This is a genomic window from Sphaerisporangium sp. NPDC049457 (assembly GCF_055586705.1).
Genome location: NZ_JBVJHR010000019.1, coordinates 55,921 through 81,382 on the forward strand (window position 1 = coordinate 55,921; position 25,462 = coordinate 81,382).

Consider the following 25,462-nt stretch of genomic DNA (forward strand, 5'->3'; position numbering starts at 1 on the left):
GGAGTCGTATCGCAGATGGCGGGCTCGTAAGATCGGAAGAGATGACTGAGATCGTGGGCGCGGAAGCCATGACAGAGATCGTTCTCGCCTCCTCGTCGCCTGCCCGGCTCGCGTTGCTGCGCAGCGCCGGGCTCGATCCCAAGGTGATCGTCAGCGGCGTGGACGAAGAGGCCGTCACCGCCGCCTCGCCCGCCGAGCTCAGCCTCACCCTGGCCCGCGCCAAGGCGTCGGTGGTCGCGAAGGGGCTGTCCTCCGGCCTGGTGATCGGCTGCGACTCCGTGCTCGAACTCGACGGGCGCGCGTACGGCAAGCCGGTGTCCGCCGAGGACGCCGTCGCCCGGTGGCGGTCGATGCGCGGACGCGTCGGCAGGCTGCTCACCGGGCACTGTGTGATCGACGTCGCGACGGGGGCCGAGGCGGCCGAGGTCGGCTCCACGGTCGTGCGCTTCGGCACGCCCACCGACGACGAGATCGCCGCTTATGCCCGCAGCGGTGAGCCCGTGCGGGTGGCGGGCGCCTTCACGCTGGACGGTCTCGGCGGCTGGTTCGTGGACGGCATCGACGGCGACCACGGCAACGTGCTCGGCATCTCGCTGCCCTTGCTCCGCCGCCTCTTCGCGGAGCTCGGGGTAGAGGTGACATCTGTCTGGAAACCGTGATCTTTCCGCCGATCTTGCGACCGTTCAGGCGTGAGGCGTTAGCCTGCCGGGCATGAACAGCATCGGGCAGCCCATCCGCCGCGGGATCGGTGGCTTCGCCGACGGCATCAGATACTTCTTCCAGGGGCTCGGCTGGGTCGCGCGGCATCCGGGGCAGTGGATCTTCGGGCTCATCCCGGCGCTCATCGCGCTGGTGCTCTACATCGTCGCTCTGGTGCTTCTCGGCAACTACGCCGGGGACCTCGCGGCGTGGGCGACGCCGTTCGCCGCCGACTGGGAGCCCGCGCTCCGGCAGACCCTGCGGTTCCCGCTCGGCCTGGTGATCTTCGCCCTCGGGCTGGTGCTGGCCGTCATCACCTTCACCGCCGCCACGCTGGCGATCGGCGAGCCGTTCTATGAGAAGCTCTCCGAACGCGTGGAGGAAGAGATGGGCGGCGTCGACAAGGCCGCCGACGTCCCGCTCTGGCGGTCGATCGCGCGATCCGTACGCGACAGTCTGATCACGCTGATGTACGTGCTGATGTTCACGATCCCGCTGTTCGTCCTGGGCTTCGTGCCGGTGATCGGGCAGACGGTGGTTCCCGTGCTGGGCGCGGCGGTGTCCGGATTCTTCCTCACGGTGGAGTTGACCGCGCTGGCCATGGAGCGCAGGGGGCTCGCGCGCAAGCAGCGTTTCGCGGTGCTGCGGGGTGACCGCGCGCCCGCTCTGGGGTTCGGGGTGCTGGTGTTCCTGATCTTCCTCATCCCGTTGGGCGCGGTCGTCGCCATGCCGGCCGCCGTGGCCGGAGCCACCATCATGGTCCGCTCCCGCCTGGCACCGGCCATCCCGCCCACCCGGTGACGCCGCACGGCGACCTTGCTTGTCCTCGCCTGTGGACACCGGCAAGTCCACCCCACATGTCCAGCATATTTCACATAAGAGATATAGCGGCATTGATGTCGACCCAATAGTCAGATGAATATGCCGATATAACCGACGCATTTCGTCAGTGGCGCGTTGCGCTCAACCGTTCCTCCACGAACGCCGTTCTGTTCATCGTCCACAGAATGGCGTCGGCCGTGACGGCCGAAACGCGGATCGGCGATTCTCCCATACATGACGCCATCACCGATCCTCCTCACCTCTCCCGACGACATTCTCGGGGCCGTGCCCTACATCCTGGGGTTCCACCCGGCCGACAGCCTGGTGGTCATCGCCTTCGCGGGCCGAGGGGTGCGCGGCCGGCTGCGCGTCACCACACGCTGGGATCTTCCGCTCCCGCCGGGCGCCCTCGACCGCCTCGTTCCCCTCCTCCGTCGAGAGGAGGTCACGCACACGATCTTGGCGGGGTTCGGCGGCGGCGCACTCGTGACACCCGCCATGGACGAGGTCAGGCGGCTCCTCGCCGACGCCGGCATCCAGGTCATCGAGGCCCTGCGCGCCGAGGGGGCTCGCTACTGGTCCTATGTCTGCACGCGCGTCGAGTGCTGTCCTCCGGAAGGGCGGCCTTACGACCCGCTGGCCGGCGAGGTGGCGGCTCAGGCCACCTTCGGCGGGCTGGTCGCCCTGCCCGATCGCGAAAGCCTGCGAAGTTCGCTGGCTCCCACCCACGGGGCGGCGCGCACCAAGATGCGCGAGGCCACCCGCTCCGCGGCCGCAGAGGTGCGCGCGAGGCTCGTCAGCATGGCACAACCGTGCGAGGTCCCCGGTGCGTTCGTCGCCGAAGGGCTGGCCAGGGTGCGCCGATCCCTCGACGCCTTCCGCGGGCTCGGCCGACTGCCCGATGACGAGGCCGCCCGGCTCGGCATCGACCTCTCCGTGATCCGCGTCCGTGACGAGGCGTGGACGCTCATGAACGACGACACTCAGGACACCCATGTCGCGCTGTGGGGCGACCTCACTCGCCGGCTGGAGCCGCCGTTCGTCCCTCCGGTCGCCTCCCTGCTGGCCGCCGCCGCGTGGCGGCGTGGCGACTCGGCTCTGGCCGGCATCGCCGTCGAACGGGCCCTCGCCGCCGATCCGTCTTACTCGATGGCGATCCTGCTGGCGCAGGGGCTCCAGCAACTGGTCAGCCCCGAGATCCTCCGGCAGCGCATGCCCACCCCTGAGGAACTCGACGTGAGCATGGGACCACCCCGCATGGAATGGCTCCACCCCATGCTGGGCCTCCTGGACGACCACACCCTCCACACATCATGATCACCCACCCCCCTCCACAGTGCACGCCCCCACCCTCGCCACAACCACCGACTGACTCCCCGACACGACGACCGCTCCCCTTCGCAGGTTCTCCATCGGCGCCGCGCCGCCAGTGCTTCCCCTGACACCCCTGTGCGGTGACCGCTCACCTTCGCCCACGGTGCTTCCCCCCGTCCTTCCGAGCAGGTTCCCCCATCGCCGACGGGCCGGCAGTGCTTCCCCCGTCCCTCCGATGAGGTCCCCATCGGCGCCGGGTCGGTGGGACGGTGGGCGGCGAGTGTCGGCGCCGTCCTACGGCGGGGACTTGGCGCACCGCTCGGGTCTGCGTATGCGTACTGGCCGCCGTGGCCGGTGGTGACTCTCGGAGGCCTGGGTCGTCGTCCCCGCTCCCTCCGACGAGGTCCCCATCGGCGCCGGGTCGGCGGGATGGTGGGCGGCGAGTGTCGGCGCCGTCCTACGGTGGGGACTTGGTGGGCCTTTCCGGTCTTCGCGCTGGCCGTCGTGGTCAGGGGTGACTCGCGAAGGCCTAAGTCGCAGTGTCACACGGTCGGCCGGTGGTCGTTACTCCTGCGCGGTGTCGGTCCGGCGTCGCTCGTTGTAGGCCCGCATCCTCTTCGGATATCCGGTGAGCTGGACGTCATAGACAGGAAGGGCGAGGTTTCTGGCCACCTTGATGATGACGGCGGGGGAGCCGACCCTGCGGCGCGTCCATTCGCCGTCATGGGCGACGGCGACCGCGGTGGTGTCGGTGGCGAAGGTCTCCGGCTCGACGTAGAACTCCACGCCTTGGCGGGACTTCGCGAAGGCGATCAACGCCTCGATGTCGCCGTCGTTGGCCTCGCGGTCGAACTTTGCGATCCTCGTGCCGCGCAGCCGACGAATCCCGTAGCGATCTCGCCATCCCATATCCCTTGTATACCTGGCCCAGGCGTCAAATGCGTGCCTCGGGGCCACATCGGGGTCGTGTCGGGGTTGTTCCGGATAGACCGGGTTCGGGCGGTCACGAAGAATGACACGGACGACGCGTTCTACGGGAAAGGCACGGCCGCTAATGGCAGGGGTAGTGAGACCTCCGGCGACACCGTCCACTGGAGGGTGGGGGCCAGTTCCGCACCCTCGGCTTCGGGTCACCGACCAGGACCGCGATCAAGTGGTCGAGCACGTCACCAGCGCATATGCGGAAGGCAGGCTCGACAAGGACGAGTTCGACGACCGGCTGCACCGTGCGATGACCGCTCGCACCCACGCCGACCTCGCCCCCGTCATGCACGACCTGTATCCGCCATGGAGCCTGCCGCGCACCCCGGCACCGCCGCTGCGGACGCCGACTCAGTACGCGGTGCCGCTGACGGGAAGCGACCGCCTGGGGGCGGCGGCCGCGCACCTGCTTCCGATCCTGGGGCTTTCGGTGATCGGCCCGCTGATCATGCTGCTGGCCGGCGGGCGCACCTCCCCGCACATCCGGCAACACGCGGTGGAGTCGCTGAACTTCCACCTCACGATGCTCGGCGCCACCATAGTGCTGCCGTTCACCGTGATCGGCATCGTGCTGATCCCGGTCATCTGGGTCGCGGCATTCGTGCTGGGCATCGTCGGCGCGGCCTCCGCGCTCAATGACAATCAGTTCCGCTATCCCCTGACCCTCCGCCTGATCAAGTAACGATCAAACGGTCGTCATCCGCACCGGGGCGACACGATGGTGATCGTCGGCTCCGCGCGGCCCCGGGTGGTTTCCGCGGCGGAGGCGTCTTACAAATCTGTTTCTGGAGCGGGACCACCCTCCCGGTGGTCCCGGACCGCACGCACTACCGGACTGTTTCCGAACTGGTGGTCAAGCCACACGGGGTTCCGGATTGGAGGCGTGGCCACCGGTGGTTACGGATTGGGGGCGTGCCCACTGGGGCTTCCGGCTCGAAGGTGTCTGCGGCGGTCCGGGGCCGGAGTGGGAGCCACACCCCGGAAGCATCACCACGGGTCTGGACGCGGAGTGGGGGTCACACCTCGGGTGATGTGCGGAATGGGGGTATCACCACGGGTCTGGTCTAGTTGGACCGGATGGTGGGGTGTCAGCGCGCGAGGACCGCGTACTTCACGCTCATCGCGCCGGTGCCGAGGCTGCCGATGGCGTCGAAGGCGGCACGCGACAGGTCCAGGCAACGGCCTCCGATAAAGGGGCCGCGATCGTTGATGCGCACCGTCACGGTCTTGCCGTTGCCCGGGTTGGTGACGCGCACCCGGCTGCCCATGGGCAGGGTCTTGTGGGCGGCGGTCATCGCGTTCGGGTTGAACCGCTCGCCGCTGGCCGTCATCTGGCCTTCGTCGTAGTACGAGGCCACGCACCGGCCTGACGCGATCACCTTGGCCATCTTCGCGGCGGATCGCTTCTTGACGGTCTTGCTCGGTGCGGGGGTCTTCTTGGGGGCGCTCGCGGTGTCATCGGCCGGCGCGGCGGCCTGCGTCGTGGCACCGGAGTCCGCCGCGCGCTCGTCTCCTGTCGCACTCGCGGCTTGCGAGCCGGCCGGGTCGTCCGGCGAAGCAGAGGGGGACGGGGACACATCGCCGGGACCTGAAGGCCCGAGGAGGTTCGGCGCCGAGTCGTGAGAGGCGCGTTTCCCGAGGAGGAGCGCCGGCCCGAATGCGGCGGAGAATGCGGTGGCGCCGCGTGGCAGGGTCGCCGCAGGGGTGGGGGTGGTGGTTCGTGCTGCCGGGCGCAGACCGGCGCTCATGGTCACGGATGAGAGATCGCGGCCGTTCAGCGTGGCCCAGGCGCTCATCGAGGCGGCGGTCACCACGACGGTGACGGCGATGGTGGTGGTGAGGGGGACGGCCAAGGAGGTCTCGCGCCGGGCGGTGCCGCTTCGCGACCGGGGGCGGATCTTCTCGTGCCAGCGGCTGGGGGAGGAATGCAGACCCAAGGGGAACCACGGTCCTAGGTAGGGGACAGGACTCGGGACGCCTGGCGCGGGGGGAGCGCACGTGGCACGGGGAGGCATGCCGACGTCCCGTACGCAGCGAGCGGAACCGCCCACTGCGTAATTCGCAGCACCATATGGGATAAACGGGCAGTAAAGGGAGATAAAGCACGCGCAAAGTGACATAAGTCACTCAGAGAGTGATCATTCGAACTCGCTCTGTGATCAGCGTGGCAGGGGTGGCTCCTGCGGCCTATGTGCTTCAGGAGGTCACTGTTGCTGGTGTGACCAGGGGGGGCGGCATGACTCAGCGGTGAAGTCAGATGGCGAAGAGAGAGCCCTGGAACGCGGGCTAGGCCGGGCTGGATCCCTTGCGGAGCCGGGGCTGAAGTTCGGGCTCTCGGCTGGGTTTCGGAAGTGGGTTGGGCTGGGGCGTGGGGGCTGGATGTATTGACCCGCAGGGTTGTTGAGGCGGGTGATCGGGGCCGGCCTTCTCGGCCGTCTCCGCCGCGTCCATGGCGGGCGCGGCCGGGGCCGGGCGGATCGGCCCGATCGCCCTTGAACTGTCCTACGACGACGGGAAGATGCTCGCCGGCAATACGGCTAGAAGAGGAGTTCGCGGACGGAGTCGACGGTGTCGGCGTCTTCCGCGCGTTTGTCCGGCCGGTAGCGGAGCACGCGTGCGAACCGCAGGGCCATGCCGCCCGGGTACCGCGGCGATCGCTGTACTCCGTCGAAGGCGACCTCGACCACCATCTCGGGCCGCACCTTGACCACCCACTCGTCGCTCGGGCCGTCGGCCAGGGCCAGGAAGCGTTCGGTCTGCCAGGCCAGCAGTTCGTCTGTCAGGCCCTTGAACGTCTTGCCCAGCATCACGAAATCGCCCGAACTCGGGTCTCTCGCGCCGAGGTGCAGGTTGGAGAGCTTGCCCTGGCGCCGCCCGTGCCCCCATTCGGCGGCCAGCACGACCAAGTCGAGGGTGTGGCGGGGTTTGACCTTCACCCAGCCCGCACCGCGCCGCCCGGCGGCGTACGGCGTGCTCGGAGACTTCGCCACGACACCCTCGTGCCCCCGCCGGACGACCTCCACGAAGAACGCCATGCCTTCTTCGGGATCGGCGGTGACCAGACGCGGAGTGATCAGCTCGGCGGGTACGGACCGCGCGAGCGCCGCGTGCCGTTCGCTGTCGGGCAGGTCCAGCAGATCCACTCCGCCCACGCGCAGAGCGTCGAAGAAGAACACGCTCAGCGGCGTGGTCTCGCGCAGACGGGCCGTGTCGATCTTGCTGGTGACCCGGGACGCGGTCACCTGGAAGGGCTCGGGACGGCCGTCGGAGCGCAGGGCGATCACCTCGCCGTCCAGCACGATGTCGTCGACGGGCAGATCGAGCACGGCCTCCACCAGCTCGGGCACCTGAGCGGTGATCTCGTCGAGAGTCCGGGTGAACACCTTGACGTCCGAGCCGGAGCGATGCGCCTGCACCCGTATGCCGTCGAGCTTCCACTCCAGCGCGGCCAGCCCGCCGAGCTTCTCCAGGGCGGCGGGGACGTTGGGCGCGCTCTGTGCGAGCATCGGGGACACCGGACGGCCGACCTCCAGGTGGAAGGCGCGCAGGGCTTCGACGCCGCCGGTCAGCGCGGCGGCCCCTACGGCAGGCAGCCACCCCCGGAGTGTGAGGGCACGCCTGACCTCCGCCGCGGGCGTCCCTGACGCCTTCGCGACGGCCTCCACCATCACCCCGTTCAAAGCTCCCTGCCGCAGCTCGCCGCTCAGGAGGCGCAGCAGGAAGGACTGCTCCTGGCGGGTAACCGAGCGGAACAGGCCGGCGACCAGGTTCTTGCGTGCCGCCTGCGAGCCCGGCCCGGTCTGCGCCTTGATCCGGCTGAGCAGGTCGTCGATCTCACTCAGGGTGGCGCTGGCGATCTGGCGTGGTTCCGGCAGGTCCTGCAGGGTGCGCCACCCTACGCCGATCTGCCGTTGGGGCAGCTCACCGGACAGGTACGCGATGGCTATCTCGGCCTCTCCGGGCTGCACCCTGCTCAGCAGTTCGGCGAGATGTCCGATTTTTGCGAGGCGGGCGGAGTCTGCCGCCACGGCCGCTGAGGTGCGCGCGAGGTCGATGAGCAACACACGTCTCATCGTGCCAGTTGACCGCGGGACTCGCTGCCCCAGGTGACGGCCGTCCACCAGAACGCACGAACGGAGCCGGTGCCCCGGTGCGACACTGAGCCGGTAGCCGTTGTCATCCGGTGTCCGGCCGCCGAGTAACGTCATCGTCGTCTGGCGCCTGAGGGTGCGGAGCCGGCTTCCGCCGTCTGTGTCGGCGGGCCGGTGGTCGCCGGCTCACCGCGGCTTGGGACTCCTGGAAGCCGCCGAGGCGACGCGCCCACCGAGGCGGGGCTTGCCGCCGAGGCCACGCGCGCCCGCAGCGGAGTCGCCACCGAGGCGGACACGCTTGCCGAGATGGGTGTGTCGATCAAAACCGGTGTCTTGATCGTGAGTCCGTCTGGACAAGCGCATCCGTTTCGAGGAGCGCGTCCGCCGCGGTGAGCGCGTTCGCCGGGACGGTCGATATCGCGGACGAGGTCAGCTGACGCCGAGCAGGTCGACGACGAAGATCAGCGTCTCGCCCGGCTTGATGGCGTTGCCCGCGCCGCGGTTGCCGTAACCGAGGTGCGGCGGGATGACCAGCTTGCGGCGGCCGCCGACGCGCATGCCCGCCACGCCCTGGTCCCATCCGGCGATGACGTGGCCGGCGCCGAGCGGGAACTTGAAGGAGTCGCCGCGGTTCCAGGACGCGTCGAACTCCTCGCCGGTGGAGAACGCGACACCGACGTAGTGCACGGTCACCATGTGCCCCGGCTTGGCCTCCTCACCGTCGCCCACGGTGATGTCTACGATCTCGAGATCCGCCGGCGCGTCGCCCTCCGGGAAGTCGATCTCGGGCTTCTCGAGTGCCACGTGTTCTCCTTGTTTAGGTTGCGCCCCGCCTGTCAGGACGGGCGCCTGGACCGATCGCCGGCCGCTGTCCGGCCGACCGGACGACTCTACGGGGTCCCGGGCGCAGGCGAGCGGCGAGGGCGCATCCCTTGGTGCGTCGCGCACCTGAATCCGCCCCGCCGTCCCGGCCGGCAGGAAGGGACGACCCGCGTGGGTCACCGGTCGTCGGTCGTCCTCCCGACGGCCGACTTGGCGGACTTGGAGGAGTTGGAGGAGTTGGAGGAGTTGGAGATCTTCGAGTCGGTGGGCTCCGTCTCGGACCCGCTGCCGGTGGAGTGACCGTCCGCGGAGTCGCTCTCGGTGGAGTCGCGCTCGCGATCCGAGCCGGCGGCTGCGGCGTCCTGCGACCAGACCGTCGCCGAGGAGGCGGGGGAAGCCGCGGGTTCGGGCGCCGGGGAGGACTTGAGGGGTACGGAGGACAGCGGGATGGCGATGGTGGCCTCCTCCATCGCCTCCGCACGGCTCGTGGCCGGTCGCACGAGGGCCGACTCCGCCGTCCCCGACCGGGCGGAGTCCAGGAAGATCACGTCGGGCGAGTCCGGGTCCGCCTGGGAGGGGTCGGCGTGCGCCGGGTCCGGGGACTCGGCGTGGTCGGCCTCGCCCGGCCCGGCCTGGGGCACCGGCCGCGGAGCCGGGGCCGGCCGTCCGGCGGGGGACTCGACGGCGGGCTCGGCAGGCCCGGCCCCGCCGGTGGGCGGTACAGCCTCGCCGACGGAAGCGTTCGTCCCCGAGGCCGGAGAAACCGTCTCGGGACGGGACGCGTCAGTCGTCCCGTCGTGGGAGGCGCCAGGAACCGGCCGGAGATTGGAGCTGCCAGGAACTGACTGGGGGTCGGAGACGCCAGGCACTGACTGGGCGTCGGGGGCGCCGGGGACCGACTGGGGATGCGAGGCGCTAGGGGCCGAGTGGGGATACGAGGCGTTTGGGGCCGAGTGGGGGTGCGAGGCGTTGGCGGCGGTCCCGGGGTGGGAGGCGCCGGTTGTCGTGTCGGGGAGCGGCGCGCCGGTGGTGGGCAGGGGTCCCCTGGACGGCGGGCGCGCGACGACGACCGTGTCCGCGGGCTTGGTCCCGCCCTCCAGCACGGCCAGCGCCTCCTCCAGTGCGGCGGCGGGCACCAGGACGTCGTACCGGCCGGCCACGATGGCGCTGCGCGAGGTGAAGTCCCGGGTGCCGCCCTTGAACGCGTGACTCGCGAACCCGAAGGCGGCGCCCATCACGGCGCCCCACAAGATCGCCCACACCACCAGGGCGAAGAACGACGCGGTCGTCGTCGTGAACAGCCCGAGGAACAGGCCCACGACCAGACCGAAGACGGCACCGCTGATGGCGCCCGAGAGAGCGGCGCGAGAGTTGGTCAGACGGCCGGTGACCAGCTCTTCCAGACGCAGGTCGTTGCCGACGATGGCCACGTTCTGCACGGGATATCCGGCATCGGAAAGGGTGTCCACGGCGCGCTGCGCCGCAGGGTAGTTGTCATAGCTGACCAGAAGTCGCCGGTCGATGGCGGACGGCGCGGCCAGCTCGGGTGACGAACCGATCATGAGATCTCGCCTCCGCGGCTAGGGGGTACCTGACGCTCCGGACTACCCGGCGGAAGGGACTTATCACGCTCGGAGGGACGAGAGGAGGCACCGCCGGCGAAGGCGAGCGGTCACCGCACAGGTCGTCACCCCGGTCGCCTGTGCGGGGGCGGGTTGTCCTGGCCGTCCTCTGGTTTGTCTGTGTGGGGCGGGTCGTTCACGCTGTCCCCCACTCCGCTCGCTTGGGGCTGGGTGAGCGGAGTGGGGGCCGGGTGGGGGTTACCAGCTTTGGTGGAGGGGTTTGCCTTCGGAGTAGCCGGAGGAGCTTTGGATGCCGACCACGGCGCGTTCGTGGAACTCCTCCAGGGTGGTGGCGCCGGCGTAGGTGAGGGAGGAGCGCAGGCCGGCCACGATGGCGTCGATCTGGTCCTCGACGCTGGGCCTGGCCGGGTCGAGGTACATGCGGGAGGTGGAGATGCCCTCCTCGAACAGGGCCTTGCGGGCGCGGTCGAAGGGCGTGTCCTCGGCGGTGCGCAGGCGGACGGCGCGGGCCGAGGCCATGCCGAAGTTCTCCTTGTACCGGCGGCCGTCGGCGTCGGTGTGCGCGTCGCCCGGCGACTCGTACGTGCCCGCGAACCAGGAGCCGATCATCACGTTGGACGCGCCCGCCGCGAGGGCGAGGGCCACGTCGCGCGGGTGGCGCACGCCGCCGTCGGCCCACACGTGCCTGCCCAGCCCGCGGGCCTCGGCGGCGCATTCGAGGACGGCCGAGAACTGCGGCCGGCCGACGCCGGTCATCATCCTCGTGGTGCACATGGCGCCCGGCCCGACGCCCACCTTGACGATGTCGGCGCCGGCGCGCACCAGGTCGCGCACGCCCGCCGCGGTGACGACGTTGCCGGCGGCCAGGGGGACCGGCGGGTCCAGGGCGCGCACGGCCGCCAGCGCGGAGAGCATCTTCTCCTGGTGGCCGTGCGCGGTGTCGACGACCAGGCAGTCGACGCCCGCGTCCAGCAGTTCCTTGGCCTTGGCGGCGACATCGCCGTTGATGCCGACGGCGGCGGCGACGCGCAGGCGCCCGCCGGCGTCCACGGCGGGCTCGTACAGCGTGGCGCGCAGCGCGCCGGTGCGGGTGAGGACGCCGACCAGCCGGCCCTCCTCGTCCACGACGGGAGCCAGGCGGTGACGTCCGGCGTGCAGGAGCTCGAAGGCCGCCCGCGGGTCGGTGCCGGCCGGGATGGTGAGCGGCGAGCCGGACATCACCTGTGAGAGCTGGGTGAACATGTCGACCCCGTGGCAGTCGGCCTCGGTGACGACGCCGATCGGCCGGTTCTCCCAGTCGACGACGATCACCGCGCCGTGCGCCCGTTTGGGGAGCAGGTTGAGCGCCTCGCCGACGGTCTCGTGCGGGGTGAGGGTGATGGGGGTGTCGTGGACCAGGTCGCGTTTCTTGACCCAGTCGACCACATCGGCGACGACGTCGATCGGAATGTCCTGGGGGATGACGGTGATGCCGCCCCGCCGGGCGATGGTCTCGGCCATGCGCCGGCCGGCCACCGCTGTCATGTTCGCCACCACGATGGGGATCGTGGTGCCCGTGCCGTCGTGGGTCGAGAGATCCACGGCGAGCCGCGAGCCGACGGCCGAGCGTGACGGGACCATGAAGACGTCACTGTAGGTCAGGTCGTAGATCGGCGCCTGATCGTTGAGGAATCGCACGTTGGTCCAGCCTATGCGATTCGTGGTAAACAATGGGACTTCCCAGGTCAGCTGGGTGCTACGTGCGAGATGATCTGACCGGGCGCCCCTGCCGATTCCACTGTGCGCGATCATCGAGACGGTTGTCGTCCGGTCCGGATACATTGACCGCGATCGCGCAGGCCAGGCGGGGGCCATCGAGTGGGGAGGCGCTATGATCATCGTTGAGCGGCCGGAGGTGCTCGTCGTCGGGTACGCCGTGCGCACCAGCAACGCGGCGGAGGCCGATCCGTCGCGGGCGCAACTGCCGGCCATGTGGGCGCGTGCCGGTGCTCCCGGTGCGTTCGCGCACGTCCCAGGGCGCGTCGACGAGAACCTCTACGCGGTGATGCTCGACTACGAGAGTGACCACCAAGGTGCCTACACCCAGGTCGTCGGGGTGGCCGTGCGCACGGCGGCCGGTCTTCCCGAGGGAATGGTGGCGGTCCGGGTGCCGGGGGTGCAGGCGCTGAAGGTCGAGGCTCACGGCCCGATGCCGCAGTCGCTGATCGAGGCGTGGCAGCAGGTGTGGCGGCACACCGAGGGCGGCGGGATGCCGCCGAGGGCCTTCACCACCGATCTGGAGGTCCACCACCGGGCCGGGGTCGATCTCTATCTGGCGGTCCTGCCCGGGCACGCCCCCGTCCCGGCCGGCCACGACCGCGTCCAGGCGTGATCGAGGTCCGGGGCGGGCCGCCCGCGCCGGGTGGCGGCCGCGCCGGGTGGCGTGCGCGTCGCCTCGGCGTCGTTCGGTGGGGGCGCCGGCGGGAGGTCGCAGGGTAGGTCAGGCGAGGACTCCGGCCTCACGCAGGGCCTTGGCGCGCTCGTCGGGGAGGCCCCAGGCCGACAGGTCGTGCAGCCGGGTCGCCTGCGCGAGGTCGCCGCGCCCGCTGCCGAGCAGGCGGGGCGCGGGCACCGGCTGGGTCACCCCGTGGACCTCGACGAACGAGCCCCGGGCGACGTTGTGCGGGTGCCGGGCCGCCTCGCCCATGTCCAGGACGGGGGAGACGCACGCGTCCGAGCCTTCGAAGACGGCCTCCCATTCCGCGCGCGTCCTCGACCTGAACGCGGTGGCGAGCCGTTCGCGGATCTCCGGCCAGTTGGCGCGGTCGTCGCGGTCGGGCAGGCCGGTCAGACCCATGCGGGCGACCATCTCGTTCCAGAAGGCCGGTTCCAGCGATCCGACCGCGAGGTGGCCGCCGTCGGCGGTCTCGTAGGTGTCGTACATCGGGGCGCCGGTGTCGAGCAGGTTGGTGCCGCGAGGGCCCCAGAGCCCGCTCTGGGCGAAGTGGTAGAACATCGCGAACAGGGTGGCGGCCCCGTCGACCATCGCGGCGTCGATGACCTTGCCGCGGCCGGTGCGTTCGCGTTCGAACAGGGCGAGCACCACCCCGTACGCCAGCATGAGCCCGCCTCCGGCGAAGTCGCCGAGGATGTTGATCGGGGGAGTGGGCTTGTCGCCTTCGCGGCCGAGCATCGACAGCGCGCCGGCGATGGCGATGTAGTCGATGTCGTGCCCTGCGGTGGCGGCGAGCGGGCCGTCCTGTCCCCAGCCGGTCATGCGGCCGTAGACGAGGCGTTCGTTGACGGCGTGCAGGTCGGCAGGCCCGATGCCGAGGCGCTCGGCCACGCCGGGGCGGAAGACGTCGATGACCACGTCGGCGGTCGCGGCCATCTCCTTGAACGCGGCGACGCCGTCGGGGGACTTCAGGTCAAGGCCGATGGTGCGCTTGCCGCGGTCCACGACATCCGGGCGGGGACGGTCGCCGTGCCTGGCGACGGTGGAGACGCGGTCGACCCTGAGCACCTCGGCGCCGTGGTCGGCCAGCATCATGCCGGCGAAGGGGCCCGGCGCGAGACCGGCGAGCTCCAGCACCCGCACCCCGGCCAGCGGCCCGGCGGATGTCCGGTCCGCGCCGTTCGTCCTTGATGGTTCGGTCGTCCCGTTCGAGGGTGGGGTCGGGCGGTCGCCGTCGCGCCGCGTGGTGGGGTCTTCGGGGGCCGCGCCGCCGTTCCGACTCATCGCTGTTCTCCTCGGGTGCGATCACCGACGATAGACCGCATCGCCATAGCAAGCAAACGCTTGGTGGAAGCGGTCCGCGCGCCCCCGCCACCTACCTGCGAACATGACGCTAACCCCTGTGCCACAGCGCTTTGAAGGGGGGCCGCGAGTTTGCGCGCGTTTAACGTGTCTACTCTGGTCGATGGTCAAGACAGGAGATAGCGTCATAGCGTCGATCTCCACGCTTAGTTTTAGGGGGTGGTGGCATGCCAGATCGCACGGTGAGGACGACCGCCCAGATGACAGCCCATCAGAAGGCTGTGGAGCAGATCAGGGAGTCCTACACCGCCCTCCCTGAAGGAGCCTCCCCGCGGCTGTCGAAGCCCACCACGAACCTCTTCCGGTTCCGCGAAGCGGGCAAGTCGGCCAAGCTCTCGGCGCGTGACCTGGACAAGGTGATCCAGGTGGACCCCGAGACCCGCACCGCCGAGGTCCAGGGCATGACGACCTACGAGCGCCTGGTGGACGCCACGCTGCCCGCCGGCCTCATGCCGTCCGTGGTTCCGCAGCTCAAGACGATCACGCTGGGCGGCGCGGTCACCGGGCTCGGCATCGAGTCCTCCAGCTTCCGCCACGGGCTGCCGCACGAGGCCGTCGAGGAGATGGAGATCCTCACCGGCGACGGCCGCGTCATCGTGGCCAGGGACGACAACGAGCACCGCGATCTGTTCAGGTCGTTCCCCAACTCCTACGGCACGCTCGGCTACGCGCTGAGGCTGCGCATCAAGCTCCTGCCGGTCAAGCCGTACGTGCGGCTCACGCACATCCCGTTCTCCGACGCCGGCAAGTGCATGCTGGCCATGCAGGAGATCTGCGACAGCGGCCACTACGAGGGCGAGAAGGTCGACTTCGTCGACGGCACGTTCTTCGAGCCCGGCGAGATGTACATCACCGTCGGCCAGTTCGCCGACCGGGCGCCGTACGCCTCCGACTACACCGGTATGCGCATCTACTACCAGTCGATCCGCACCCGCACCCGCGACTGGCTGACCGTCCGCGACTATCTGTGGCGCTGGGACACCGACTGGTTCTGGTGCTCGCGCGCCTTCGGCGTGCAGCAGCCGCTGGTGCGCTCGCTGATGCCGCGGCGCTGGCTGCGCTCGGACGTCTACCGCAAGCTGGTCGGCCTCGACCAGAAGTACGGCGTGACGTCCCGCGTCGACCGGTGGCGCGGCAACCCGGTGCAGGAGTCGGTCATCCAGGACGTGGAGATCCCGGTCGAGAAAGGCGCCGACTTCCTCGAGTTCTTCCACGACAAGGTGGGCATGACGCCCGTGTGGATGTGCCCGCTGAAGGCCACGGGGCAGTGGCCGCTGTACCCGCTGGAGCCGGGAAAGCTCTATGTGAACTTCGGGTTCTGGGGCATGGTCGCCCTGCCGCGCGGACAGTTCGACGGCTATCACAACAGGTTGATCGAGAACTCCGTGCACGAGCTGGGCGGCCACAAGTCCCTGTACTCGACATCGTTCTACCCCCGCGAGGAGTTCTGGCGTCTTTACAACGGTGACGCCTACTGGCCGGTCAAACGGGCCTACGACCCGGGCGCCCGGCTGCTCGACCTCTATGAGAAATGCGTGCGGGGGCGTTGAGGAGGTTGGTCGCATGACACTCGCCCAGATCTTCGAGAAGATCGTCGGGCCGGAGGCGAACGTGGAGTTCGCCGCGTACGACGGCAGCAAGGCCGGGCCGTCGGGGGCTTCGGTCCGCATCGAGGTGAAGTCACCCATAGCGGTGGCCTACCTGGCGCAGTCTCCAGGAGAGATGGGGCTGGCCAGGGCCTACATCGCCGGGCACATCGACGTGCAAGGCGACATGTACACCTTGCTGTCGGAGATGGCGCAGATCACGCTCAACGACATGCCGATGAAGGAGAAGCTCTCCGTCGCGCGGTCGCTGGGCGTCAAACCGCTGCTCATGCGGGTGCCGCCGCCGCCGCAGGAGGTGCGCCGCAGCACCATGGCGCGGCTCGGCAGCCGGCACGCCAAGCAGCGCGACGCCGAGGCGATCCATCATCACTACGACGTCTCCAACAAGTTCTACGAGTGGGTGCTCGGCCCCTCGATGGCCTACACCTGCGCGGTCTTCCCCGAAGACGGTTCCACGCTGGAGGAGGCGCAGTTCGCCAAGTTCGACCTGGTCGCCAAGAAGCTCGACCTCAAGCCGGGCATGCGCCTGCTCGACGTCGGCTGCGGCTGGGGCGGCATGGTCATGCACGCCGCCAAGCACTACGGGGTCAAGGGCCTCGGGGTGACGCTGTCGCGCCAGCAGGCCGAGTGGGCACAGAAGGCCATCGCCGAGGCGGGGCTCTCCGAGCTCGCCGAGGTGCGCCACCTCGACTACCGCGACGTCACCGAGACCGGGTTCGACGCGGTCAGCTCGATCGGCCTGACCGAGCACATCGGCAAAGACCAGCTCCCGGGGTACTTCGGGTTCCTGTACGGCAGGCTCAGGGCGGGCGGCCGGCTGCTCAACCACTGCATCACCCGGCCCACCGGCAAAGAGCGCACCATCAACAAGGGCGGCTTCATCAACCGGTACGTCTTCCCTGACGGCGAGCTCGAGTCCGTCGGCCACCTCATCCGTGAGATGGAGGACACCGGGTTCGAGGTCCGGCACGAGGAGAACCTCCGCGAGCACTACGCCAAGACCCTCGAGAAGTGGTGCGCGAACCTCGACGACCACTGGGACGAGGCGGTCGAGGAGGTCGGCCAGGGCACGGCCCGGGTGTGGCGGCTGTACATGGCCGGCTGCGTCGTCGGCTTCGAGCGCAACAAGGTGCAGCTCCACCAGGTGCTCGGGGTGAAGCTCGGCGACCGGGGCGAGGCCGGCGTCGCGCTGAGGCCCTCCCTCGACTGGCCCTGATCCCTCCGAGCGGCCCCCGATCGACCCGAAGCGCCCTCGATCGACCTGATCGCCGCTCGGCGCGATCGAACGTCCGACCGCGGCCCGTCCGGCCTCCCCGAGAGGAGACCGGACGGGCCGCCGTCCGTCCGGCGGGCACGCGTCCCGCCCGCCGCCCGGCATGGCCTGGACGGCGTAGGTGGGACGGCGTGAACCGCCCGGCATGGGACGGACGGCGTGGCGTCAGCCTGGCGTGGGGTGTGCGGCGGCCACCAGAGCGGCGGCGAGCTGGACGGCGACCAGTTTGCGGATGGCGATCGGCCGGCCGCCGGACTCGGCGTCGGCCTCCTCGCACCAGGCGTCGAACAGCTCGCGCAGCCGAGCGCGCTGCGCCCGGATGGCCGGGGTGAGGTTGCCCGCCGCGGCCTCGGCGTCCAGCATGCGGCGGAAGGTGCCGCAGAAGCGCAGCCGGCGCATGTGCAGGGTCTGCCGGTCGCCGAACTGCTCGGCGACGGTCGCCGGGCGCTCGACGCCGGGCAGGCCCTCCCACAGGTCGGCGAACCTGCGGTAGGTGTCGAGCATGTCCTCGGTAGAGCGGCGGAACGGCGACCGGACGGTGAGGTCGGCGCGCACCACCGCCATGATCCGCCCCAGCGTGTCGATCATCTCCCGCTGGGCGGCCAGCCCGGCCTTGATGACGTCGCCGTAGGAGGTCGTCGTGGGGGTGAGGTCGCAGACCCGGTCGTCGGCCCAGTACGGCAGCTCGGTGATCAGGTGCAGCGCGCCGAACCTGGCCGCGTAGTCGGCGCTGCCGCCGCCGGAGCCGAAGGCCCGGGCCTGCCGCGCCCCGCCGGGGGTGAGGTAGACCGACGGGGTGATCTCGACGGCGTCGGGCAGCTCGGGACCGGCGTGGTGCAGCGGGATGCCCTCCAGGCGGGGCAGGTCGGTGAGCCGCTCCGCGAGGCGGCGGTCGTGGCGGTTGAGGTAGAAGTAGGCGCCGCTGTACTCCCCGTTGTGCAGGGAGTAGACGAACGACGGCCGCACCTGGTCCATGAGCCGCATCAGCGCCTCGGTCTCCGGCAGGCCGGCGTCGAAGACGTAGCCGTCGCCGGAGACCGGGAACGTCCACTCGACCTGGTCGCGCCAGGCGGGCCGGTAGAAGTGCCTGGCGTAGTGCCGCCGGTCGCCGGGGCGGGCGTACCAGCCCTCGTTGAGGCGGGCGCCGTCCGGGTCGACGCACGGGATCAGGTGCCAGCGGTAGCCGAGCCCCTCCCGCAGGCCGGCGTCCTCGCAGAGCAGGCGGGTCAGCAGGCTCACGGTGAGCGAGCCGATCGGCTCGTTCGGATGCGGTCCGCCGATGATCAGCGCGTCCCGGTCCCCGTCGCCCACGGTGAGCACCCGCAGCGGGTCGCCCAGGCGGGAGGTGCCGATGCGGCGGACCCGTACGAGACCGGGGTAGCGGGCCGCCGTTTCGTCGAGTTCGGCATGCATCTCGTCCACGCCGGGGAACCTGTCCAGTTCCGGGACCCGCCGCATGTGCTCGCGGACGTCCATGGCATCGCCTCCAGTTCAGTGGAGATCCTTTGACCCGCCTCCTTGTTGTTTTGCCCTGATTTGAAGGGGAGTCGAATGCCTGGAGTCCCTGTTGTGCGCCGTCAGCGCAGCTCGCGCTTGAGGATCTTGCCGCTGGCCGTCATCGGGAACGACTCGCGGAACTCCACCAGCCGCGGGTACTTGTAGGCCGCCATGTTCTCCTTGCACCAGGCGACAAGCTCGTCCTCCGTGAGCGTCGCCCCCGCGTTGAGGATGACGTGCGCCTTGATCTCCTCGCCGTGCGCCTCGTGCGGGACGCCGACGACGGCGGCCAGCGAGACCGCCTCGTGGGTCATCAGCACCTCTTCCAGCTCGCGCGGATAGACGTTGAACCCGCCGCGGATGATCATGTCCTTGGCCCGGTCGACGATGAAGTAGTAGCCGTCGGAGTCGCGGGTGGCGATGTCGCCGGTGCGGAACCAGCCGTCCTTCGTCACCTCGGCGGTGGCCTCCGGCCGGCCGAGATAGCCCTTCATGACGTTGTGGCCGCGGATCGCGATCTCCCCCGGTCCCTCGCCCTCGACGGTCTCCCACCCGGCGCCGACCAGCTTCATCTCCACGCCCCAGACCGGGGTGCCGATCGACCCCGGCTTGGTGGGCCTGCCGCGCTGGTTGAAGCTCGCCACCGGCGAGGTCTCCGACAGGCCGTAGCCCTCGAGGACCGGCAGGCCGAAGGTCTTCTCGAAGTCCTTGAGCACCTCGACCGGCAGCGACGCGCCGCCCGAGGCCGCCGTGCGCAGTGTGGTGGGCGCCTCGGCGCCGCCGGTGTGGATCGCGGTGAGCATCGACCAGTACATCGTCGGCACGCCGGCGAACATCGTCACGCGCTCCTGGCGCATCAGCTCCAGCGCCGCGGCCGGCTCGAAGCGCGGGACGAGCACGAGGGTGGCCCGGCGGCGGAAGCCCGCGTTCATGACGACGGTCTGGCCGAAGGAGTGGAACAGCGGCAGGGCGGCCAGGAAGACGTCGTCGCCGGTCAGCTCGAACAGCTCGTCGGAGATGACGGCGTTCATCAGCATGTTCTGGTGGCTCAGCTCGGCGCCCTTCGGCTGCCCGGTGGTGCCGCTGGTGTAGAGGATCACGGCGGTGTCGTCCGGCGCGGTCGCCGCGGTCTCGAACCGCTCGGGCAGGCCCCGCAGCGCGGTCCAGATGGTCGGCACGCCCTCGATGCCCGACTCGGTGCCGAGGGGGGTGGCGGGCAGCATGAAGAAGCCGTCCGCGTGCGGCGACCCCTCGGGGACGGCCTCGCGGAACCCCTCATGGCCCCGGCGGCCGAGCGGCAGGTCAGGGGTGCCCTCGAAGCAGAACAGCGCCTTGGCCTGCGAGTCGCGCAGGTGGTAGGCGATCTCGCGGGCCTGGAGCAGCACGTTGAGCGGCACGACGGTCGCGCCGGCCTTGAGGATGCCGAAGTAGACGATCGGGAAGTACGGCAGGTTCGGGCAGGCGAGCGCCACCTTGTCCCCCTTGCCGATGCCGCGGGAGGCGAGCAGGCCGGCAACCTGGTTGGCCAGGGTGTTCACCAGGGCGTATGACATCCGCAGGTCTCCGAGCACCACGGCCGCGCGGTCGGGATGTTCGCGGGCGCTGTCCTCAAGGACGACCGACAGGTTGAGCATGGGGGGACCTTCCTCGTGGTGCCGATGGCCTCACCCGGGCCCGTGGCCGGGAGGCCGCCGGACCCGCCGGAGTGGCGCCATCCTTCCAGCCGATAGCTACTAATCGGTAACGAGCGTGGACGCGGGGCGGCGAGCGGGCGTAAGTACGGGGAGGAGCCGCTCACCTTCCCCCGGAGGCCTTCATGCAATACGACTACGTCATCGTCGGAGCGGGCTCGGCCGGCTGCGTCCTGGCCAACCGGCTCTCGGCCGACCCCTCCGTGCGGGTGGCGCTGCTGGAGGCCGGCGGGGCGGACCGCAAGTTCGAGATCCGCGTGCCGGCGGCCTTCCCCAAGCTGTTCAAGACGCCCTACGACTGGGACTTCACCACCGCCGAGCAGAAGGAGATGTCCGGCCGCCGGCTGTACTGGCCGCGCGGCAAGACCCTGGGCGGCTCGTCGTCCATGAACGCCCAGATGTGGGTCAGGGGGCACCGCGCCGACTACGACGGCTGGGGCCTGCCCGGCTGGTCCTATGAGGAGGTCCTGCCGTACTTCCGGCGCTCGGAGCGGCGGGTCGGCTCCAACCGGGGCGGCGTGTACGGCACCGAGGGCCCGATCTACATCTCCGAGCTGCGCGCCCCCAACGTGACCACCCAGGCGTTCCTGCGCGCCTGCGAGGAGATGGGACTGAGCCGGCTGGAGGAGCTCAACGGCGACTCCAACGAGGGCTTCTCGCCGACGCCGGTCACCCAGAACCGCGGGCGCAGGTGGAGCGCCGCCGACGCCTACCTGCGGCCCGCGATGCGCCGGCCGAACCTGACCGTGCTCACCGCCGCGCAGGCCGAGCGCGTCGTGCTGGACGAGGACGGCCGCGCGACGGGCGTCGAGTACGGCGGGGGCCGGCGGGTGACGGCGGCCAAGGAGGTCATCGTGTCGGCCGGCGCGATCGGCTCGCCGCACCTGCTCATGCTCTCGGGCATCGGCGACCCGGACGCGCTGCGGGCCGCGGGGGTGGAGCCGCGGCACGAGCTGCCCGGCGTCGGGCACAACCTCATGGACCACCTGGCGTCGGCGGTCATGCTGGAGTGCCCCGCGCCGGTCACCCTGGCCGCCGCGGAGTCGGTCGGCAACCTGGCCCGCTACCTGCTCCGGCGCGACGGCATGCTCACCTCCAACGTCGGCGAGGCGGTGGCCTTCATCAGGACCTCGCCGGGGGAGCCGGCCCCCGACATCGAGCTCGTCTTCGCCCCGGTGCCGTTCGCCGACCACGGGCTCACCCCGCCGTCCGGGCACGGGATCACCATCGGCGTCATCCTGCTCCAGCCCGAGAGCCGCGGGCGGATCACCTTGGACGGCCGTGACGTCGTGATCGACCCGCGCTATCTGACCGCGGAGGCCGACGTGCGGCGGCTGGTGGCCGGGCTGAAGAAGGCCAGGGAGGCGTTCGCCACGACGGCGCTCACGCCGTACGCGGGCGCGCCGATGAAGCCCTACGACGGCGCGGAGACCGACGAGGAGCTCGCCCGGTACGTCCGCGAGCGCTCCGAGACGCTCTACCACCCGGTGGGCACCTGCAGGATGGGCGTGGAGGACGACGCCGTCGTGGACCCCTCGCTGCGCGTCATCGGGGTGCCGGGGCTGCGCGTGGCCGACGCCTCGGTCATGCCGGCGCTGAACCGCGGCCACACCCACGCCCCCACCATCATGATCGCCGAGAAGGCGGCCGACCTGATCCGGGAGGCGTGAGGGGCGTGGCGGCCGTTCGGCGCGAGCACATTCGTGCCGCGCCGGCCCACATGTCGCGCCGCGCCGGCCGACCTCGCCCGCCGGGGGCCGCTTGAACCGGCCGCCGTTTGACGTAAGTGAGTACTTCTCTCAATCATGGAAGTATGAGCGTGGAGACACCCCCCGACCGCAGGCCCATCACCTCCTGGGAGCAGATCGACCTTTCCGACTGGGACTTCTGGGCGCGGCCCATGGCCGAGCGGGAGCACGCCTTCGAGCTGCTGCGCGAGCGCGGCGCCCCGGTGTTCTTCGCCGAGCCCGAGCTGTCGTTTGCGCCGCGGGGCAACGGCTACCACGCGATCGTCCGGCACGCGGACGTGCTGGAGATCAGCCGCAACCCGGACGTCTTCTGCTCGGGGGACGGCGGCGCCACCAACATCGTCGACATGCCCGCCGAGTTCGCCGAGTACTTCGGCTCGATGATCAACATGGACGACCCCCGGCACGCCCGGCTCCGGCGCATCGTCTCGCGGGCCTTCACGCCGAGGATGATCCAGAAGTTCGAGGACGACGTGCGGATCGCGGCGGCCCGCATCGTCGACGAGCTGCTGGAGAAGGGGCCCGGCTGCGACTTCGTCACCGAGGTGGCCGCCCGGCTGCCCCTGAAGATCATCTGCGACATGATGGGCATCCCGGAGAAGGACTACGGGTACGTCTTCGACCGGTCCAACATCATTCTCGGCGCCTCCGACCCCGAGTACGTGCCCTCCGGCGAGCAGGACCAGATCGTCACCGCCCTGCTCAACGCCGGGCTGGAGCTGCAGCAACTGGTGCAGGACCTCGCCGCGTTCCGCGCGGAGAACCCCACGGGGGACCTCACCTCGTCGCTGGTCAATGCGAACGTCGACGGCGAGCGGCTCACCATGCAGGAGCTCGGGTCGTTCTTCATCCTGCTGGTCGTCGCGGGCAACGAGACCACCCGCAACGCCATCTCCCAGGGTCTGCTCCTGCTCACCCGCCACCCCGAGGAGAAGGCGCGCTGGCTGACCGACATCGACGGCCACGCGCCCAAGGCGGTCGAGGAGATCGTCCGGCTCGCCTCGCCGGTCAACTACATGCGGCGCAAGGTCACCCGTGACCACGAGCTGAACGGCACCCTGTACAAGAAGGGCGACAAGGCCGTCCTGTACTACTGGTCGGCCAACCGCGACAGCGCCGTCTTCGCCGACCCCTACCGGTTCGACATCACCCGCGACCCGAACCCCCACGTCGGGTTCGGCGGCCCCGGCCCGCACTTCTGCCTGGGCGCCCACCTGGCCCGCCGCGAGATCACCCTGATGTTCCGCGAACTGCTCCACCGGGTGCCGCAGATCGAGGCGGGCCGGCCGCAACGGCTGTTCTCCAGCTTCATCAACGGCGTCAAGCACCTGCCCTGCGACTTCTGACCGGACCGCCGGCCGCCCTCGCGGGCGGCCGGCGGTCCCTCGCCGAGGGACGCGTCCGCGCGGTCAGGAGGCGGGGGTCGTCGGCCTGATCGAGGAGAACACCGTGTTGATGTCGGGCAGCAGTTCCTTCTTGCCGTCCGGCACCGACATGTAGACGATCACCGGCAGGTCGGCGCCGGTGCTCACCGCGGCCACGACCAGCGTCGTCTTGGTGTCGCCCGCCATCACCTGGTAGGCGACCAGGCGCGCGGGGTGGCCGCCCGCCGCGACCTTCTGCTCGGCCGTCTTGACGACCTTGTTGCCCTCGGGGAAGAACTTGTTGCGCGCGGCGAAGGCCACCGAGCTGATCACCGGGGCCAGGTCGTCGGGCTCGGCCGCGGAGTACTTGGAGGCGAGGGCCTTCGGCAGCGGCCCGGTCATGATCTGGGCGAACTGCGGCTTGCCCGCCGAGTCGACGCCCGCGGCCACATACTGGCGCGTCGTGTAGCCGTAAATCGCCTGGACGTGCTGGGAGCGCAGGTCGAGCCGCCAGGGGCCGCCCAGGCGCGCGATGCTGACGCCCGCCGCCTTGTCGGTGAGGATGCCCGTGCGCGGCGAGGCCTGGCCGCGGTACTTGGGCAGCCGGCCGATCGACTGCGGCTTGGCGGTGCCGGTGCCCCCCTTGCCGGAGGACGACGCCTTGGCCGTGCTCTTGGGCGTGGCCTCGCCCGAGGCGGCGGTGGAGCCCCCGCCCGCGCTGCTGAGCGGCCCCACCAGGAACGCCCACAGCAGGGCCGCCACCAGGGCGACGACGACCGAGGCGATCAGCGCGAACAGCCAGACGCGCCCGCCGTTGCCGGCGTCGTCGGCCCCCTCGTCCATCGCCTCGTAGTTCTCACCGAAGACGGTGTTCCACAGCTCCTGCTGGCGCTCGGGAGGAGGGGTCTTGGGCCCGCTGATCTGCCCGGCGGTGACGAAGGGCTTGTACGGGTCCGCGGGATCGGCCGGGTTGCCGGGCGCCGCCGCGTGGCGCCGCCCCGGCGCCGTCCGCTCGGGCGCGGCGGGGCTCGGCACGCGCATGGTGGTCTCGGTGCCCGCCGGGACGTACGCGGCGCCGGCCGCGGGCGCCTGCTGCGGCCCGGTCACCGGGGGCGCGTAGGCACCCGTCGGCGCCTGCAGCGGCGTGGAATGCCCGGAAGGAGAAGGCCCGGAAGGTCCGGACGGCGAAGGGGAGTACCCCTGAGGGCCCGTCGGCGACGGCGCGTACTGCCGCTCCCCGGCCGGCGAGGGAGCGTGCGCCTGCGCCGCGGCGGAGTACTGCTGGGGGCCGGTGGAGGAAGGGGCGTACTGCGGCCCGGTGGCCGAGGGGGCGTAGGCCTGCGGCCCGGTGGGGGAGCCGGTGGAGGAGGGGGCGTACTGGCGCTCCCCGGACGGCTGAGGGGTGTACTGCGGCCCTGAGGGCTGGGGGGTGTACTGCGGCCCTGAAGGCTGCGGTGTGTACTGCTGCGGGCCGGTCGGCTGCGGGGTGTAGTGCTGCGGCCCGGTGGGCTGCGGGGAGAACGGCTGGTCGGCGAGCGGGGGAGGCGGCGGGAAGGACGTCTGGGCGGCCGCGTCCCGGCCGGGCTGGGCGCCGTAGTGCTGCTGCCCGTCCCCGGGCGGACGGGGGTCTGCGGGGTGGGCGCCGTAGGGCGCCGGGTCGAACACCGATGGTGCGGGCGGTGGGGGAGGAGGCGGCATCTCCGGCCACGCTGGGGGTCGCGTGGACCGGCTGGACTGCTCAGGGGCCATTGCTGGCGAACCTCCCGACATCATGCCCGGATTGGGGGTGCTCGGCATGATCTCATGCGAAGCGGGGGTCTCCGCAGGAGAATCCGAGAAAGCTCCCCGGAACTGCAGGCCCGTCGGGTCGGTCGGAGGGTCCTGCATCGGCAGTCCCTCTTCCACGACATCGGGGCCACGCGCCGGTTCATAGGAGTTCGCCACGCGAAAAGGGTAAACTAAAGGGACATATGAGGTCACAACGGATCTATCACCTTTGGGGGTATCCGCCGGTTTTCCCAGTGGTAATCAGGGGTGGCGGCCCAAGGCCATGAGGACCGATTGCCCGCTGCGCTACCCTTGAGCTATGCGTGGCAGGACCCTGCTTCTTAGCGGGCCGCGTCGACCGAGCTGAGACACCGGTCGATGCGGCTGCCCCTCGTGCCCACGAGGGG

Annotated in this window: 19 protein-coding genes; 9 read left to right on the plus strand and 10 right to left on the minus strand. The window is 70.6% G+C overall.

Features of this window, described 5'->3' with window-relative positions:
- Positions 1-41 precede the first annotated feature (41 nt).
- The 3 genes from ACZ6QO_RS27660 to ACZ6QO_RS27670 all read left to right on the plus strand — a co-directional run bounded on the left by ACZ6QO_RS27660 (position 42) and on the right by ACZ6QO_RS27670 (position 2,838).
- Positions 42-659: a Maf family protein gene (locus ACZ6QO_RS27660; protein WP_465854619.1), complete on the plus strand. Its 618-nt coding sequence runs from the start codon at positions 42-44 to the stop codon at positions 657-659.
- Between the two features lie 52 nt (positions 660-711).
- Positions 712-1,500, plus strand: coding sequence for an EI24 domain-containing protein (locus ACZ6QO_RS27665; protein WP_465854621.1), 789 nt, complete (start codon positions 712-714; stop codon positions 1,498-1,500).
- A gap of 255 nt (positions 1,501-1,755) precedes the next feature.
- Positions 1,756-2,838 carry a DUF4192 domain-containing protein gene (locus ACZ6QO_RS27670; protein WP_465854622.1) on the plus strand — a complete coding sequence of 361 codons (1,083 nt, stop codon included), beginning with the start codon at positions 1,756-1,758 and terminating at the stop codon, positions 2,836-2,838.
- Between the two features lie 561 nt (positions 2,839-3,399).
- Here the strand turns inward: ACZ6QO_RS27670 and ACZ6QO_RS27675 are convergent.
- Positions 3,400-3,744 (minus strand): hypothetical protein, encoded by a 345-nt coding sequence (locus tag ACZ6QO_RS27675; protein WP_465854624.1) that lies wholly within the window; start codon positions 3,742-3,744, stop codon positions 3,400-3,402.
- 145 nt (positions 3,745-3,889) lie between these two features.
- Between ACZ6QO_RS27675 and ACZ6QO_RS27680 the strand changes: the two genes are divergently transcribed.
- Positions 3,890-4,498, plus strand: coding sequence for a magnetosome magnetite crystal formation protein family (locus tag ACZ6QO_RS27680; RefSeq protein WP_465854626.1), 609 nt, complete (start codon positions 3,890-3,892; stop codon positions 4,496-4,498).
- Between the two features lie 406 nt (positions 4,499-4,904).
- On the opposite strand, the gene ACZ6QO_RS27685 is transcribed toward ACZ6QO_RS27680, so the two are convergent.
- The 5 genes from ACZ6QO_RS27685 to ACZ6QO_RS27705 all read right to left on the minus strand — a co-directional run bounded on the left by ACZ6QO_RS27685 (position 4,905) and on the right by ACZ6QO_RS27705 (position 11,989).
- A complete protein-coding gene (locus tag ACZ6QO_RS27685; protein ID WP_465854628.1) occupies positions 4,905-5,630 on the minus strand; it encodes a septal ring lytic transglycosylase RlpA family protein in 726 nt (241 codons plus the stop codon).
- Positions 5,631-6,353: 723 nt separating this feature from the next.
- Positions 6,354-7,889 (minus strand): ATP-dependent DNA ligase, encoded by a 1,536-nt coding sequence (locus ACZ6QO_RS27690; protein WP_465854630.1) that lies wholly within the window; start codon positions 7,887-7,889, stop codon positions 6,354-6,356.
- Between the two features lie 447 nt (positions 7,890-8,336).
- Positions 8,337-8,711 (minus strand): FKBP-type peptidyl-prolyl cis-trans isomerase, encoded by a 375-nt coding sequence (locus tag ACZ6QO_RS27695; RefSeq protein ID WP_465854632.1) that lies wholly within the window; start codon positions 8,709-8,711, stop codon positions 8,337-8,339.
- A 194-nt stretch (positions 8,712-8,905) separates the two neighbouring features.
- Entirely contained in the window at positions 8,906-10,291 is a 1,386-nt protein-coding gene (locus ACZ6QO_RS27700) for a YflT domain-containing protein (RefSeq protein WP_465854634.1), read from the minus strand.
- A 258-nt stretch (positions 10,292-10,549) separates the two neighbouring features.
- Entirely contained in the window at positions 10,550-11,989 is a 1,440-nt protein-coding gene (locus tag ACZ6QO_RS27705; protein WP_465854635.1) for a GuaB1 family IMP dehydrogenase-related protein, read from the minus strand.
- A gap of 193 nt (positions 11,990-12,182) precedes the next feature.
- Between ACZ6QO_RS27705 and ACZ6QO_RS27710 the strand changes: the two genes are divergently transcribed.
- Entirely contained in the window at positions 12,183-12,683 is a 501-nt protein-coding gene (locus ACZ6QO_RS27710; protein ID WP_465854637.1) for a GyrI-like domain-containing protein, read from the plus strand.
- A 108-nt stretch (positions 12,684-12,791) separates the two neighbouring features.
- Here the strand turns inward: ACZ6QO_RS27710 and ACZ6QO_RS27715 are convergent, their stop codons facing one another.
- The gene (locus ACZ6QO_RS27715) at positions 12,792-14,030 is read right to left on the minus strand and encodes a CaiB/BaiF CoA transferase family protein (protein ID WP_465854639.1); all 1,239 of its coding nucleotides are present in this window, start codon (positions 14,028-14,030) and stop codon (positions 12,792-12,794) included.
- Positions 14,031-14,308: 278 nt separating this feature from the next.
- Here ACZ6QO_RS27715 and ACZ6QO_RS27720 point away from each other — a divergent pair, with 278 nt between their 5' ends.
- Both ACZ6QO_RS27720 and ACZ6QO_RS27725 read left to right on the plus strand, forming a co-directional pair.
- Positions 14,309-15,658, plus strand: coding sequence for an FAD-binding oxidoreductase (locus ACZ6QO_RS27720; RefSeq protein ID WP_465854641.1), 1,350 nt, complete (start codon positions 14,309-14,311; stop codon positions 15,656-15,658).
- 13 nt (positions 15,659-15,671) lie between these two features.
- Entirely contained in the window at positions 15,672-16,931 is a 1,260-nt protein-coding gene (locus ACZ6QO_RS27725; RefSeq protein ID WP_465854643.1) for a class I SAM-dependent methyltransferase, read from the plus strand.
- A 222-nt stretch (positions 16,932-17,153) separates the two neighbouring features.
- Here ACZ6QO_RS27725 and ACZ6QO_RS27730 read toward each other — a convergent pair whose 3' ends face one another.
- Positions 17,154-18,464, minus strand: coding sequence for a M14 family zinc carboxypeptidase (locus ACZ6QO_RS27730; RefSeq protein WP_465854645.1), 1,311 nt, complete (start codon positions 18,462-18,464; stop codon positions 17,154-17,156).
- Between the two features lie 101 nt (positions 18,465-18,565).
- The gene (locus ACZ6QO_RS27735) at positions 18,566-20,119 is read right to left on the minus strand and encodes a long-chain-fatty-acid--CoA ligase (RefSeq protein ID WP_465854647.1); all 1,554 of its coding nucleotides are present in this window, start codon (positions 20,117-20,119) and stop codon (positions 18,566-18,568) included.
- A gap of 182 nt (positions 20,120-20,301) precedes the next feature.
- Here ACZ6QO_RS27735 and ACZ6QO_RS27740 point away from each other — a divergent pair, with 182 nt between their 5' ends.
- Both ACZ6QO_RS27740 and ACZ6QO_RS27745 read left to right on the plus strand, forming a co-directional pair.
- Complete coding sequence (locus ACZ6QO_RS27740) at positions 20,302-21,846, plus strand: GMC family oxidoreductase (protein ID WP_465854649.1); 1,545 nt, start codon at positions 20,302-20,304, stop codon at positions 21,844-21,846.
- Between the two features lie 143 nt (positions 21,847-21,989).
- Positions 21,990-23,270, plus strand: coding sequence for a cytochrome P450 (locus tag ACZ6QO_RS27745; protein WP_465854651.1), 1,281 nt, complete (start codon positions 21,990-21,992; stop codon positions 23,268-23,270).
- Between the two features lie 63 nt (positions 23,271-23,333).
- Here ACZ6QO_RS27745 and ACZ6QO_RS27750 read toward each other — a convergent pair whose 3' ends face one another.
- The gene (locus tag ACZ6QO_RS27750; RefSeq protein WP_465854653.1) at positions 23,334-24,986 is read right to left on the minus strand and encodes a hypothetical protein; all 1,653 of its coding nucleotides are present in this window, start codon (positions 24,984-24,986) and stop codon (positions 23,334-23,336) included.
- Positions 24,987-25,462 lie beyond the last annotated feature (476 nt).

Excerpts from the sequence above, each read along its gene's own strand:
- ACZ6QO_RS27660 (WP_465854619.1), top strand. The coding sequence starts at position 42 with ATGACTGAGATCGTGGGCGCGGAAGCCATGACAGAGATCGTTCTCGCC.
- ACZ6QO_RS27665 (WP_465854621.1), top strand. The coding sequence starts at position 712 with ATGAACAGCATCGGGCAGCCCATCCGCCGCGGGATCGGTGGCTTCGCC.
- ACZ6QO_RS27670 (WP_465854622.1), top strand. The coding sequence starts at position 1,756 with ATGACGCCATCACCGATCCTCCTCACCTCTCCCGACGACATTCTCGGG.
- ACZ6QO_RS27675 (WP_465854624.1), bottom strand. The coding sequence starts at position 3,744 with ATGGGATGGCGAGATCGCTACGGGATTCGTCGGCTGCGCGGCACGAGG.
- ACZ6QO_RS27680 (WP_465854626.1), top strand. The coding sequence starts at position 3,890 with ATGGCAGGGGTAGTGAGACCTCCGGCGACACCGTCCACTGGAGGGTGG.
- ACZ6QO_RS27690 (WP_465854630.1), bottom strand. The coding sequence starts at position 7,889 with ATGAGACGTGTGTTGCTCATCGACCTCGCGCGCACCTCAGCGGCCGTG.
- ACZ6QO_RS27700 (WP_465854634.1), bottom strand. The coding sequence starts at position 10,291 with ATGATCGGTTCGTCACCCGAGCTGGCCGCGCCGTCCGCCATCGACCGG.
- ACZ6QO_RS27710 (WP_465854637.1), top strand. The coding sequence starts at position 12,183 with ATGATCATCGTTGAGCGGCCGGAGGTGCTCGTCGTCGGGTACGCCGTG.
- ACZ6QO_RS27715 (WP_465854639.1), bottom strand. The coding sequence starts at position 14,030 with ATGAGTCGGAACGGCGGCGCGGCCCCCGAAGACCCCACCACGCGGCGC.
- ACZ6QO_RS27720 (WP_465854641.1), top strand. The coding sequence starts at position 14,309 with ATGACAGCCCATCAGAAGGCTGTGGAGCAGATCAGGGAGTCCTACACC.
- ACZ6QO_RS27725 (WP_465854643.1), top strand. The coding sequence starts at position 15,672 with ATGACACTCGCCCAGATCTTCGAGAAGATCGTCGGGCCGGAGGCGAAC.
- ACZ6QO_RS27730 (WP_465854645.1), bottom strand. The coding sequence starts at position 18,464 with ATGGACGTCCGCGAGCACATGCGGCGGGTCCCGGAACTGGACAGGTTC.
- ACZ6QO_RS27735 (WP_465854647.1), bottom strand. The coding sequence starts at position 20,119 with ATGCTCAACCTGTCGGTCGTCCTTGAGGACAGCGCCCGCGAACATCCC.
- ACZ6QO_RS27740 (WP_465854649.1), top strand. The coding sequence starts at position 20,302 with ATGCAATACGACTACGTCATCGTCGGAGCGGGCTCGGCCGGCTGCGTC.
- ACZ6QO_RS27745 (WP_465854651.1), top strand. The coding sequence starts at position 21,990 with ATGAGCGTGGAGACACCCCCCGACCGCAGGCCCATCACCTCCTGGGAG.
- ACZ6QO_RS27750 (WP_465854653.1), bottom strand. The coding sequence starts at position 24,986 with ATGCCGCCTCCTCCCCCACCGCCCGCACCATCGGTGTTCGACCCGGCG.